Source organism: Bradyrhizobium sp. CCGUVB14 (assembly GCF_024199935.1).
GTDB lineage: Bacteria > Pseudomonadota > Alphaproteobacteria > Rhizobiales > Xanthobacteraceae > Bradyrhizobium.
On the sequence record NZ_JANADS010000001.1, the window covers coordinates 7,032,374 to 7,044,937 of the forward strand.

General features: G+C 62.8%; 10 protein-coding genes and 1 pseudogene. 3 read left to right on the forward strand and 8 right to left on the reverse strand.

Annotation, left to right across the window (positions count from 1 at the left end; all coding sequences use genetic code 11):
* Nucleotides 1-96: 96 nt before the first annotated feature.
* The 3 genes and pseudogenes from NLM32_RS32920 to rocF all read right to left on the reverse strand — a co-directional run bounded on the left by NLM32_RS32920 (nt 97) and on the right by rocF (nt 3,029).
* A pseudogene (locus NLM32_RS32920) lies at nt 97-633 on the reverse strand (c-type cytochrome).
* A complete protein-coding gene (gene soxC / locus NLM32_RS32925) occupies nt 620-1,891 on the reverse strand; it encodes a sulfite dehydrogenase (protein WP_254132876.1) in 1,272 nt (423 codons plus the stop codon). The pseudogene NLM32_RS32920 and the gene soxC overlap by 14 nt, the downstream one beginning before the upstream one ends.
* A gap of 160 nt (nt 1,892-2,051) precedes the next feature.
* Complete coding sequence (gene rocF / locus NLM32_RS32930; RefSeq protein ID WP_254132877.1) at nt 2,052-3,029, reverse strand: arginase; 978 nt, start codon at nt 3,027-3,029, stop codon at nt 2,052-2,054.
* A 243-nt stretch (nt 3,030-3,272) separates the two neighbouring features.
* Between rocF and NLM32_RS32935 the strand changes: the two genes are divergently transcribed.
* Nucleotides 3,273-3,533 (forward strand): hypothetical protein, encoded by a 261-nt coding sequence (locus NLM32_RS32935; protein ID WP_254132878.1) that lies wholly within the window; start codon nt 3,273-3,275, stop codon nt 3,531-3,533.
* A 15-nt stretch (nt 3,534-3,548) separates the two neighbouring features.
* Here the strand turns inward: NLM32_RS32935 and NLM32_RS32940 are convergent, their stop codons facing one another.
* Complete coding sequence (locus NLM32_RS32940; RefSeq protein WP_254132879.1) at nt 3,549-6,293, reverse strand: EAL domain-containing protein; 2,745 nt, start codon at nt 6,291-6,293, stop codon at nt 3,549-3,551.
* Between the two features lie 65 nt (nt 6,294-6,358).
* Complete coding sequence (locus tag NLM32_RS32945; protein ID WP_254132880.1) at nt 6,359-7,546, reverse strand: FecR domain-containing protein; 1,188 nt, start codon at nt 7,544-7,546, stop codon at nt 6,359-6,361.
* 130 nt (nt 7,547-7,676) lie between these two features.
* On the opposite strand from NLM32_RS32945, the gene NLM32_RS32950 reads away from it, so the two are divergent.
* Both NLM32_RS32950 and NLM32_RS32955 read left to right on the forward strand, forming a co-directional pair.
* Nucleotides 7,677-9,473 carry a ShlB/FhaC/HecB family hemolysin secretion/activation protein gene (locus NLM32_RS32950; RefSeq protein ID WP_254132881.1) on the forward strand — a complete coding sequence of 599 codons (1,797 nt, stop codon included), beginning with the start codon at nt 7,677-7,679 and terminating at the stop codon, nt 9,471-9,473.
* Between the two features lie 147 nt (nt 9,474-9,620).
* Nucleotides 9,621-10,451: an alpha/beta fold hydrolase gene (locus NLM32_RS32955; RefSeq protein ID WP_254132882.1), complete on the forward strand. Its 831-nt coding sequence runs from the start codon at nt 9,621-9,623 to the stop codon at nt 10,449-10,451.
* Nucleotides 10,452-10,902: 451 nt separating this feature from the next.
* On the opposite strand, the gene NLM32_RS32960 is transcribed toward NLM32_RS32955, so the two are convergent.
* The 3 genes from NLM32_RS32960 to NLM32_RS32970 form a co-directional block, all read right to left on the reverse strand.
* On the reverse strand, nt 10,903-11,244 hold the full coding sequence (locus tag NLM32_RS32960; protein WP_194481422.1) for a phasin: 342 nt from the start codon (nt 11,242-11,244) through the stop codon (nt 10,903-10,905).
* A 146-nt stretch (nt 11,245-11,390) separates the two neighbouring features.
* Nucleotides 11,391-11,576: a hypothetical protein gene (locus tag NLM32_RS32965; RefSeq protein ID WP_027531907.1), complete on the reverse strand. Its 186-nt coding sequence runs from the start codon at nt 11,574-11,576 to the stop codon at nt 11,391-11,393.
* A 392-nt stretch (nt 11,577-11,968) separates the two neighbouring features.
* Entirely contained in the window at nt 11,969-12,433 is a 465-nt protein-coding gene (locus NLM32_RS32970) for a hypothetical protein (RefSeq protein WP_254132883.1), read from the reverse strand.
* Nucleotides 12,434-12,564: the final 131 nt, after the last annotated feature.

Below are 12,564 nucleotides of genomic sequence, written 5' to 3' on the forward strand. Positions count from 1 at the left end.
TCCTCTCGCAGGTTAATTCAAATGCGGCCCACGAGTTCCGCGCCAGACTTAAGCAAGTTCCGAGCCAATCCCCGGAACTCGACCGTCTCGCTTCGTTCACTTTACGTCGGGGCGCGCGTCACCGACGAACTTGTCGCGGTTCGGCATTTTGATCGCCGCGAGCGATTTGGCATCGAGCGTCGCATCCGCGCCGACCAAACCATTCAAGTTCAGGATGTACGCTGACACCGCGTACACATCTTCATTGCTCAGCGACTGCGGCGCATTCTGCGGCATGGCGCGACGGATGTAGTCGAATAAGGTCGGCGCATAAGGCCAGAAGCTTCCGACAGTGCGGATAGCCTTGGCGGTCGCGATTGTGCCTTGCCCGCCGACGAGGCGATCGCCGATGCCACCCTCGCCCTTGTCGCCATGGCATGACGCACATTGCTGGGCGAACACCTAGCGCCCATGATTGACCGAACCGCTCCCTGTCGGAAGATTGCTGCCATCACGCCCGACATCGATATTCCAGCCAGCGATCTCGGCCGCCGTCGCCGGCCGCCCGATGCCATAACTCTGCGCTCGCGCGGCGCTCGCCGAAGCGCCGAGCAACATTGCGAGGACGACGCCGCAGATCTCACGCCAGCGCATTGGTCACCTCCCCGTCGGCAGCGACACGCCAGGGCCAGATCGCGTTGTTGTGGTAGAAATAATTCTCGCCACGCACCGCAAGCAGCTCGGCGAGCGTCGGCTGCACATAGCCGGTCTCGTCGATCGCACGGCTCTGGATCACCGCGGGCTTGCCGTCCCATTGCCATGGCAGGCGGAAGCGCGTGAGGGCTCGGGTCAGCACCGGCTCTTGCAATTGCGCGTCTTGCCAGCTCTTCCCATCATCGACGGATACCTCGACCCGCGTGATCTTGCCATGGCCGCTCCAGGCGATGCCGGTGATTTCGTGGAAGCCGGGTGCGTTGAGACGCTGGCTGCCCGAGGGACGCGTGATGATGGACTTCGCTTCCATGTAGAAGGAAAACTCGCGTGCCGTACCATCTGGTAGGAGATCGGTGTACTTTGAGGTCTCCTCGCGCGAATAAGCGGGCTCGGCCGTCACGTGCAGGCGCCTCAACCACTTCACATTCATATTGCCTTCAAAACCCGGCAGGAGCAGCCGCAACGGATAGCCCTGCTGCGGGCGAAGCCGCTCGCCGTTCTGGCTATAGACGAGCATGGCATCCTCAAGACACTTCTCAATCGGAATGCTGCGGGTCAGCGCGGCGGCGTCCGCACCTTCCGCGATGATCCATTTGGCTTCCGGCTTCAGCCCGGCCTCCTGGAGCACCAGCTTCAGGCTGACGCCGGTCCATTCGGCACAGCTCAGCAGGCCGACGAGGTCTGACGCAGTCTTGCCATAAGGCTTGGTGTAACCGGGATTGCCAGAGCATTCGAGAAAGTGGATGCGCGACTCCGACGGGAAGCGCCGCAGATCGTCCATGGTGAAGATCAAAGGCCTTTCGACGAGGCCGTGCAGCATCAGTCGGTGCTGTGCCGGGTCGATGGTGGGAACACCACCGTGATGACGCTCGTAGAACAGGCCGTTCGGCGTGATAATGCCGTCGAGTTCCTGCAACGGCGTCCGGCCGGACGCGGAGATGTACTGTTTGAGGCTCTTCGAGATATTCTTGACGACGCCCTTCTCGAAGGGTGACGGGGCTCCGTAGGGCTGGCTGCCCATCGGCTCACCCGGCGCTTTCATCCAATCCGGAACGTTGGGCGGAAGATTTTCGGTCTCGGCGGCGGCTGATGCACCGGCTCCCAGGACAACGCCACCAGCCACGGCACCACTCCCTTTCAGGAAGCGACGACGTGTGGTCGTTGCGGATTCGTCGCTCGTGTCGATCGTGCTGCTCATAGCGGACCCTCGGATGAAGCTCGGCCCGCATGAAACCTTTCGCGACGCGCATTTGCAATTCGCGCGCATTTCAAAAACAGGCGATTTCGATCGGGACTGACCTAAATCCGCCAGCTACGACAGCAGTTCCATTCTTTGCGATGCACAAACGGCTCGCGCGTCACTCACCGGGCGCGATTGCGTTACTGGGGGTCGGCCGATCTGTGATCTGCTGGCCGAACAGGCTGCCGATCAGTTCGACCGCGGTGCGTGCCGTGCGGCCACGCTCGTCCAGAAACGGATTGAGCTCGACGATGTCGACCGATCCCACCACGCCGGAATCGTGCAGCAACTCCATGATCAGATGCGCCTCGCGATAGGTTGCCCCTCCCGGCACCGTGGTGCCGACCCCCGGTGCGACGCAAGGGTCGAGAAAATCGACATCGAAGCTGACATGCAGCACGCCGTTGCTCGCCTTGACGCGTTCGATGACGCGCCGGATCAGCACTGCGACGCCGAACTCGTCGATCTGGCGCATATCGACAACCCTGATCCGGCGTGCACGCATCAGCTCCTTTTCGAGCTTGTCGATTGAACGCGCACCGAACAGGTCGAGCCGGTCCGGATCAATCGAGGCGCGCGGATCGTCGCCGAGCAGGCCGTCGAGCCCGGCCTCACCGCACAGGAACGCCGCCGACATTCCATGCATATTGGCTGTGATCGTCGTCTCCGGCGTATTGTAATCGGCATGGGCGTCGAGCCAGAGCACGAACAGTTCACGGCCGCGCTCCTGCCAATATCGGGCCATGGCATTGACCGACCCCATCGACAGCGTGTGATCGCCCCCGAGAAAGATCGGCAGGGCACCGGTTTGTGCGATCTCATAGCCGCGACGACTGAGTGTGCGCGTCCAGCGCTGGATTTCGCGATAGTGATTGGCCTTCTCCGGCGGCCTGTCCGCGAGATCCCCGACCTCGGCCACGGAGAGATCGCCGTAATCGACGACCTCGAAATCCAGGCTTTCAAGCAACGTTGCAAGGCCCGCAGTCCGCAGCGCCGCAGGACCCATCAAGGTGCCGCGCTGTGAAGCGCCCATATCGATGGGCGCGCCCAGCAACGCGATGCGCCGGGCTCGATCCGCGATGGTTCGATCGGTCACGGCAATCTCCTGAGATCAGCAAGGCTGCAGCAGCGTAGCAGAGATTCGCATCCGTCGTTTCACGGGGGGAGCCGGAACAAATTCCCGCCCGCCGCATTTTCCCTGCAAGGCCGGCACCCGCCGTTCAAAACGGCGCCTGTCGCGGATAGCCAAAGGTCTTCGGGCCCGCTGTTCAAAACGAGCGCACGCGCGGATAGCCAAAGGTGCCGGCCTCAGTTTCGTCGTCTGGTCTGGAGATCGTACTTGAGCACGGACATACCGCAGCCCAATCCTCAGCCAGGCATGGCCGAGCGCGCCATCGATGCGGCGACCGACGTGTCCCACACCATCGGCGAGGTTGCAGGAGGTTTGCGTGCCGCCGTCGATCGCCTCACCTACGCGATCGATGAAGCGCGAAAGCCCGGACGGCCGCTCGCGACAGTCGCGGCGATCACGCGCGAAGCCCCCTTAGCCAGCCTGTTTGTCGCGTTCCTCTTTGGCGTGGCGGTTGCGCGCCGGCGCTAGGATCAAAACAGGCACTCAGGCCGCGCTGACCGTTTCCAGCCGGTTCACCAAAAATTGCTTCTCGAACGCGTCTGCAGGCATCGGACGGCCGAAGAAGTAGCCCTGCCCCTCCTCGCAGCCCATGCTGACGAGGAAATCTGCCGTCGCACGATTCTCGATGCCTTCGGCAACGACGGTCAGACCAAGCTGCCTGCTGAGGCCGATGGTCGAGCCGACGATCGCCGCGTCGTCGGAATCCGCGAGCAGATCGAGCACGAACGAGCGGTCGATCTTGAGGCCATCGAGAGGAAACTTCTTCAGGTAGCTCAGGCTTGCATAGCCTGTTCCGAAATCGTCGAACAGAATGCGGACGCCGAGCTGCTGGATCCGCTTGAAGATGTCGAGCACCCGGCCCTCGTCATGCAGCAGGATGTCCTCGGTGACTTCGATCTCGAGCAGCGAGGGGGTCAGCCCCGTGGCTTTGAGCAGCTCCGCGACTGAATGCGCGAGATCACCGGAGTCGAGCTGCGACGGCGAGAGGTTGATTGCGACGCGGACAGCGTTGCCCGACAGCTCCCACGCGCGCGCCTGCCGGCCGGCCGTCTCCATCACCCAGTTCGCGATCCGCTCGGACAGTGCCGAGGTGTTGACCACCGGCATGAACTCACCAGGCGAGACATAGCCGCGCACCGGGTGCCGCCAGCGGATCAGCGCTTCGGCCCCAATCAGGCCACCGTCTATCAGACGAACCTGAGGTTGGTAGAACAACTCGAATTCGCCGCGGTCGGCGGCAAGCGCCAGTTCGCTCTCAAGCGTCAGCCGGCTCTCCAGCTCCTGCCTGATCGCGTTTTCGAAGATCACATGGCTGCCACGCCGGGTCGCCTTGGCGCGGCTCAGCGCCAGATGGCCGTTGCTCAGGAGATCGTCCGCGCTCTGTCCACCCTCCGGATAGACGGCGACGCCGACGCTGATCTTGACGCGGTGCTGGCGCGAGCCCGTCACAAGCGGCGCCTCGAACGCGCGCGCAATCCGCTCGGCAAACGCGGCAATCGGCTCGTCGCTCGCCGCGCAATCCAGCACCATCGCAAACTCGTCGCCGCTGAGCCGGGCGACCACCGCCCTGCCGTCGGCCTCGGTCCGCAGGCGCTCGGCGACCGCCCGCAGCACGAGATCGCCGATCGCGTGTCCAAGCATGTCGTTGATCTGCTGAAAGCCATCGAGGCCCAGCACGAGCAGTGCGACCTCGGAGGAACGCCGCTGCGCCACGGTAAGCAGGCTCGCAAGCCTGGCGTGGAGCGTATTGCGGTTGGCAAGACCGGTCAGCGCGTCATACTCGGCGAGATATCTGACACGTTCGGCCTCCCGCTTGCGCACGGAGATGTCGCGGAGGATCGCGCCATACTGGAAGCCCTCCGTCCCCTGCCAGCCCGAGAAACTCGCCTCGACCGGGAAGGTTTCGCCATTCTTGCGCCGACCCTCGAACTCGACGACCACGGCGCCGCCGGGGACCAGAAGCGCCTGGCGCGCAGCGTCGCGTATGGCGAAGGTTTTCGAGCAATCCTCTGTCGGCATCGCGCAAAGCGTTTCGAACGGGCGACCGATCATCTCGGTTGGCATGTAGCCAAAGATGGCACTCGCGCCGGGATTCCAGACCGTGATCCGGTGATCTTCGTCGGTGCAGACCAGACCATCGCCGAGCGACATCGCGATGCGATGAAAGCGGCTCTCGGCGATGCGGCCCAGCAGGCTACGGAAATCGATCTCGTCCAGTGCGATCGCCGTCAGATAGGCGACGATCGCGATGTGGAACAGAGACGTGTCGATGACGAGCGGCCAACGTTCCTGCACAAGCGCCGCAGTCGATTCGATGCCGGCTCCGGCTGCGACCAGGATCGCGACGCGGACACCCGGTGCGACACGGCGCCATGAGTACATCATCAACAGGCAGATCAGGCCCAGGCCCATGATCATGCCGGTATTGGACGTCCAGCGCAGCATGCGGCTCTGAAGGACCGATTCGGTCGCCAACGCCTGCAGGACAGGCCCCGCAACGATGCGGCCATTCGGGACGCTGAACCGGTCGCCCAGCTCCAGTGCCGTGGCACCGACGATGACCTTCTTGTCCCTCAGCTTGTCGAGCGCTGCCGCATCTCCTCGCAGCACGTCGACATAGGACACGATCGGAATGGAAGCAGCACGAATGCTGAAGTCGATCAAGAAGGGTGGCCGGCGATTGGCGTCCTGCCCGGCCAGCACGACGGCCATCGACGGCATCTGCGCGTCGCCCAGCTTCTCGCCGACCGGATAGCGGCGGACGAGGCCATCGGATTCGACCGCGACATTGACGACGGCCGGCCACGACTGGTTGCTGAACGGCTTCAGCGGACGATTGACGTGAGCCGCACCACCGTTGGGCGTCGGCTGCTTGAAGGACGGCAGGATCGTCGAGCCGCCGACTTCCCGAAGCGCGGTGAGGAAGGCGTCGTCGGAGGCCGAATCCGACGGCGTGCTGAAATCGATATCAAAAGCAACATCCTGCGCACCGGCGGCTTCGAGCCTGTGCAGGAGGTCGGCGTGCAGGCTGCGCGGCCACGGCCACACGCCGATCCGATCGATCGAGGGCGCATCGATGGCGACCACGACCACGTTGCCGCTAGCCGCCCGCGACTCCCAGGCGAAGCGAAGGTCGGTGAGCGCGTTGCGGAGCGAGCCGTGCCATCCCGTGGACAGCACGACCGCCAGCGCGATCACGACAAGGATATGTGGTCGATAGCGTTTCACCTTGCTCCCCCGCACTGGCGACGCTCGCCGCCAAGTGCTTCCCCCATTAATCCGACAGCACGGCCCTAGTGATGCTTGTACCAACCGTAGTGGTTGCCGTTGTTGCCGCTGTTACCGTTTCCATTGCCGTTGTTGCCGTTGCCGCTATTTCCGTTGCCGGTCGCACCGCTCACACCACTTATGGTTCCCGAGACGCTGTCGGTCGCGTCCTTGATCGACTGAGCGATGGGCGCCACTGTCGTCGTCGGACTCGATGCCGTTGATGCCGCGGTAGAAGCGGAGGCACTGCTGCTCACGCTGACGGCCGTCACGGTCGTGCTGTTGGCGGTCGCGGTCGTCGTGCTCGACTTGCTGTCGCTCCACACCGTGTCGGTGCTGGCGTTCGCGTTACGCACCCGCCCCGGCGCGACGGTGTCGTGGGCGAGCCCGTGCGTAACCTTGTGGAAGTTCAGCTTGACCTCACCGAGCGAGCTCGAGATGCGGACCACGCCGGATTTGGGCGCGGCCTGGTGTGATTGCGTCGGCGCGCCGGCTGTCCTGGTGCCCTTGTCGATTGCACCAAGCGCATGGATCGGATGGCCGTTCGCCGCATTGCGCGGCGCCGAGAGGCCCGACTTCGGCACGGGAACGCGCTCGATCGTGGAAGCGCGCGGCTTGCCTTGCTCGATCGGATTGAGCGTACCGGAACCGCTGAGGCTGAGACCGGGCTTGCCGTGCTCGAAGGCGGTGGCCACCTGCCCCGGCATGACCTGGGCGATCTGGCCAGTCTTGAAATCGGAGACTTCAACCTGGCCGCGGAGCACGCCGACCTTGGTGCTGCCTGCGCCCACCGTGACGCTGAAATGCGTGCCCTTGACCACCGCGGCGAGATACGGCGTCTCGACCTCGAAATGCTTGACGTTGCGCTTCTCGACCTCCAGCAGGATCGAACCCGCCTGCTGGATGATGGTGGTCGAAAGCCCATCCTTCTGTTCGGCCGGCACGCCGACCACCGAGTTGGGCGAGATCAAGATCGTCTCTTCACCACGCACGAGCAGCACGCGTCCGTTGCGCCCGGTGCGAATGGTATCGCCCGGCTTCAGGGTCTCCTGCTGATTCAATGACACCTGCTGGGCGCCGCTGGTCGCGAGCCAGACCTCGCCGGACGATTTGCTGACCGACCAGACGCCGTCATCCGCAGCGGACGCACCAAACGCAGTTCCCAGGATCAGCGCTGCCATCACGGCGCACTGCATTCCAATTCGGACGAACATGATGACCCTCAGCCTGAAGTAACTGCGAGCCTGATGCGTATCCGAGATCACTCAAGATTGGCTTAGCGGGAACCCGGGAGTCCGGAGCCCGCATTAACCAATCGTTGACCATAAAAACCTATGAAAAATCATGTGGCTACTGAATTCTTACCGGCGCCTGGAGACCTCTCCGTCAAACTACGGAGAACGGTCCGCGCTTGGCGCGGCTGGACGGTATCTTGCTGCCGTGCTGGCACTGCTCGGACCGACGCTTGCGGGAAATCCTCACGCGTTCGCGCAGCAGGCGAACCAGCCGGGGTTCGATCCACGCCAGCCGGAGAAGTATTTTGAAAACCAAACCGAGCAGGAATCTCTGAGCCGGCCTCCGGTGAAGTTACCCTCGGTCGGCCAGCCCAATACCGGCGGCGACACCAAGCCACAATTTGTCCTGCGCGGCATCAACGTCAGCGGCGCCCACGTCATCCCTCAGGATCGCATAGCCGCCCTCTATCAGCCCTATCTTGGCAAGAAGGTCTCGCAAGCCGACCTCGCTGCGATCGCCGGCGCAATCAGCGATCTCTACCGTGCCGACGGCTTCCATCTCAGCCGGGCGATCGTGCCACCGCAGGACATCGCCGATGGCCGCGTCCGGATCCAGGTGATCGAAGGCGCCATCGTGCAAGCCGATCTGAAGGGTGACGGCGCCGAGCAGTTCGGCGTGAGGCCAATGCTCGGGCCGGTCCTGGCCGAGCAGCCGTCGCGGCTGTCAACGCTCGAACGCCAGCTCTTCCTCATCAACGGCAGGCCGGGCGTACGGATCACCGATACCGCACTTGAGGAGATCGGTGGCGCGACCGGTCGCTTCCGCCTCACCGTCTATCTGAAAACCTGGCACGTCTTCACGTCGTTCGGCCTGGACAATCTCGGCTCGTCGTCGGTCGGCCCATGGCAGACCTACGCTACGGGCGCTTTCAACTCCTATCTCACGCCGGGCGACACGCTCGCGGTCAACCTGTCGACCATTGCGAACGATCCGCGCGAGCTCGGCTTTGCGCGACTGTCCTATGACGCGCCAGTCGGCGTCGACGGCGTGCGCCTCGGCGCCTCCGTCCTCTACAGCGCAGTCCGGCCGGGAGATGCGCGCCGTCTCGACAGCGACATCACCACGACCGAGGCTTTCGAGGTACGTGCAAGCACCGTTCCCTTCATGTCGCAATCGTCCGGACTGACGCTCACCATGGCCGGGACTTTCAGCAACGTATCGGAGCACGATCTCTACGGCCCCTGGTACAACGACCACATCAGGACCGCGAGCCTCACGGCCGATTACCGCCTCCAGGATCGCTTCGGCGGCACCAACTACGCGACGATGACCTTCCGCCAAGGCCTCGACGTCTTCGGCGCTTCGCATTTCGACGACGATCTGTTGTCGCGCGACGGCGCGTCCTCGAATTTCTCGGTGCTGAATGTCTGGCTCACGCGCTACCAGACGCTCAATGACGCCTGGTCACTCAAGCTGTCTGCAGCGAGCCAGACCGCGTCGCGGCCACTGTTTACCTCGCAGCAGTTCTATCTTGGCGGCGCAGCCTTCGGCCGCGGCTATGGTGCGGCCGAGATCAGCGGCGATAATGGCCTTGCCGGCTCGCTCGAAGTTCGCTTCGACCAGAAGCTCAACTACCGCTATTGGAGCGGCTACCAGCTCTACGCTTTCGGCGACGCCGGCGCAGTCTGGAACCACGGCTACCGTCTGAGCGACGGCCTTGCACTGACGTCTGCCGGTGCCGGCATACGGTTCTTCCTGCCGCAGGATTTCCAGGCAGATCTGGGCGTCGCCGTGCCACTGAGCTATCGGGCGCCCGACAATGAGCGCCGCAGCCCGCGCTTCCTGTTCACCCTGTCGAGCGCGTTCCGGCTTTGCCCCGAACGCGGCAGGCCGAACTGCCTCTAATCTTGCGCCCCGGCGACGCCGGCACGCGGGCCGTTTTGGGGCCCTTCTCACAGACTTGCCTAAATTTAATCCCGTAATGTGCTCACGATTTCTCGATCTGGGCGTTTTCAATGGCCATGTTCAGTCAAAAGTGATTGAGACGGAACAATGAAAAGGGTTTTTGCAATTCTGGCTTTTCTGTGCGTCCTTGCGGCGGGCCAGTATGTCGTCGTCAGCAAATTCGCGATCCGTCACGAGATGCTGTCCTTGTTCGACGCCACGCGTCAGCGGCCGATCTCGGTCGAAATCGCGGTGCGGCGCGATTACGAGACCAAGGCCAATCTCGGGCTTTGGAAGCTTCCGGTCGCCATCATCAGCAACGGCAACACGGTCAAGGCCACCGAATATTCGTTCCTCGCCAACGTGCTTGCCGCGCGCGGCTATCTCGTTGCCAGCATCCAGCAGGATCTGCCGAGCGATCCGCCCCTGATGACCCGTGTCGGCCAGCAATATGTCGGCCGGCGCGAGGTCTATATGCGTTGCGAGGCCAACATCCTCTACGTGCTGACCACGTTGAAGGGGCGGCAGGAGAACGCTGACTACGATCACATCACGCTGGTCGGTCACTCCAACGGCGGCGACGTCTCGATGTATGTCGCACAGCAGCATCCCGAGTTGGTGTCGAAAGTGATCACGCTCGACAATCTCAGGGTGCCCTTCGTGCTCAACGACCGCATGAAGATCCTGTCATTCCGCTCGAAGGATCCGCATTTCCAGACCGACCCCGGCGTGCTGCCGACGCCGGAGGAGGCCAAGGCGCGCGGCATCGACATCATCCACACCGGTGCGCAGCATACCGAGATGAGCGATCGCGGGCCCGACTCGGTCAAGGAGAAGATCCAGGCGACACTCGATCGCTTCCTGCGCGACAGCGCCAGCAGCGCGCTCGCGCCGGCCGATACGACATCCCCGATGATCATGAATCCCGGCGACTACTAGCCGGGATCCTTTGCGGCAGATCAACGCAGCTCCATGCCGGCCGCGATAGCAGGGCGGTACAGCATGGGAGAGGCAATTGTCGCACCATCTCGAAAGGCTTGATACGGCGAGGCTTGGCCTGCCCCTGGCGCGGTCGCCCGGGCTCGTACGACATATCTATCGCTCGGCCCGCAAGCTGCTGCGGTCGATCATCGCCCGCATCGACCTCTCGCAATTTCCGGGATCATGCTGCGGCTGAGCTTTGCGCCAAGCGCGGCAACAAGCCTCTCGAAATGCAAATCCCTGCCGGAAGAACCGACAGGGATCAGCAGAAAGGATGACGGACGGCGAATGAGGTTCATCCGGTGGCCCATCATGGACCTGCACCGGAATTGAAATGCGCAGCGCGTCCCTGCGCAAGATCAATTTGTAAGCACACGCGCGTGGCGCGAGAAATCAGAACTTTCCCTTGTCAGGATTTGCCCTTGCCGGGCTGCATGAAGTTGCCGGTCATCTGGCGCATGTGATCGCCGGCATTGGTGAACTGGCTTCGCAGGAACTCGGACTGGATTCGCATCGCTTCCTGAAGGTCGGTTGCGTGAACCAGCTTACGAGCGTGCTCGAATGCCGCTTTCATGTTCTGCTCGGTGAAGGCGAGCGCCTGCTTGGATACGTCCGCGCTCGCTCCGGGAACGGACGACATCGATTTGGTGGCGGCATCGAAAAACATGCCGAATGCCTTCTCGGCCTGGTCGATGGTCTTCTCAGCCAGGTCGCGCAGTTCGGCCGGAACTTCGAGCTTCGGTTCGATCATGGTCGCACTCCTCCCTCTTTTTCCTGACTGATTATCACATTTGCCGCACCGCCTTCCAGCGGCCAAGCGCCGGCGACGGACGCCATTTGGCGGTCCGTTTTCCGGCCTGAAAGGTGGACAAAGCGTGATTCCGGCCCGTGGCCGGCTCAAGACAGCGGATGTTCGGGGATGGTTTCGTCGGTGACGAGGTCTTCGACGAGCTTGATGACCTCAAAGCGCTGCCGGGGAGCGAGCTTGAGAAAGGCGCGCAGCAGGCGGAGACTTTCGACGGTACCGTTCGCGGGGGCGCCGAGCTTGAGATGCAGTTCAGCCGCGAAATTGAGGTTTTTCATCTCGCACCTATGACAGGATTCGGCCCTTCGGTGTCGGGCATCGGGAGCCCGGTCGAGAACCGTATGCCGTTACCGAACATCATGGCGACGGCGAACTCTAGGTCGGAACACCCCAGCAGATTGACATGCTGAGCTGCATATCTGGAGAGACTCGGCCCGACCCGAGAAGTTGTAATTATGGCAAGGAACAACCCCTCGAGCAAGCCAAACCGTTGGGCTTAGCGATGCTTTGTCGGCATCGTGGCACGGCAATTCCGGATAACAGGAATACGCGCTGCCGTCACCCACCTGCGTCAAGAAGCAGCAATCAGTCACCACACGTTCCCGATCGCTGTCAATTAGACCTGCGTTTCACCTTGTTTCCGGTGTGAACCGCGATTGGCAGCCGCGGACTAACGCTTCTTGAGCGTATACACGTAATCGTTGAGCCCGATCTGGGCGGTTGTATCGTCCACGAAATGAACGTCGATCTCGCAGCCGGTCTCGAGCGTCCTGATATGAGCCGCGGTGAAACCGAGCGAAACGGCAAGGGCCTTGGGATCCACCTTCTTGTCGGCGCGCTGCATCTCGTCGAATGCGCCCTGGAAGAGCATTTCAGGACCGTAGTCCGTCACCTTGTACTGTGGCTTGGCGCAGGCAAATGGACGCGGACCGGAGATCTCCCTGGCCTTCAGGACCACCGTCTTGCCCATCAGCCGCGTGCGCTCGGCATCGTCAGGTTTGCGGTGCGGATCGGCCCATGGTGCGACCACGGCCGTCGTCAGCGTCCAGCTGCCGATATAGAAGGGATCGGCGGCCACGGCAGGGCCAGCCATCGCGATCGACGCGAGCAGACAAATAGTTCGGGTGAATTTCATCCAACGAGTCCCCTTGATCTCCTGGCTTGGACTCGCCGCCCCGCGTCCGGGTTCATCGCTCGCGATATTTCCCGTTCCGTGAACCGTTGTTCAAGATCGTACGACCAAGCGGTTGCGAAACGGCCACGCAG

What these genes read in the sequence shown, in the direction of transcription:
- soxC (WP_254132876.1), bottom strand. Translation starts at nt 1,891, where the DNA reads ATGAGCAGCACGATCGACACGAGCGACGAATCCGCAACGACCACACGT.
- NLM32_RS32945 (WP_254132880.1), bottom strand. Translation starts at nt 7,546, where the DNA reads ATGTTCGTCCGAATTGGAATGCAGTGCGCCGTGATGGCAGCGCTGATC.
- NLM32_RS32950 (WP_254132881.1), top strand. Translation starts at nt 7,677, where the DNA reads ATGTGGCTACTGAATTCTTACCGGCGCCTGGAGACCTCTCCGTCAAAC.
- NLM32_RS32955 (WP_254132882.1), top strand. Translation starts at nt 9,621, where the DNA reads ATGAAAAGGGTTTTTGCAATTCTGGCTTTTCTGTGCGTCCTTGCGGCG.
- NLM32_RS32960 (WP_194481422.1), bottom strand. Translation starts at nt 11,244, where the DNA reads ATGATCGAACCGAAGCTCGAAGTTCCGGCCGAACTGCGCGACCTGGCT.
- NLM32_RS32965 (WP_027531907.1), bottom strand. Translation starts at nt 11,576, where the DNA reads ATGAAAAACCTCAATTTCGCGGCTGAACTGCATCTCAAGCTCGGCGCC.
- NLM32_RS32970 (WP_254132883.1), bottom strand. Translation starts at nt 12,433, where the DNA reads ATGAAATTCACCCGAACTATTTGTCTGCTCGCGTCGATCGCGATGGCT.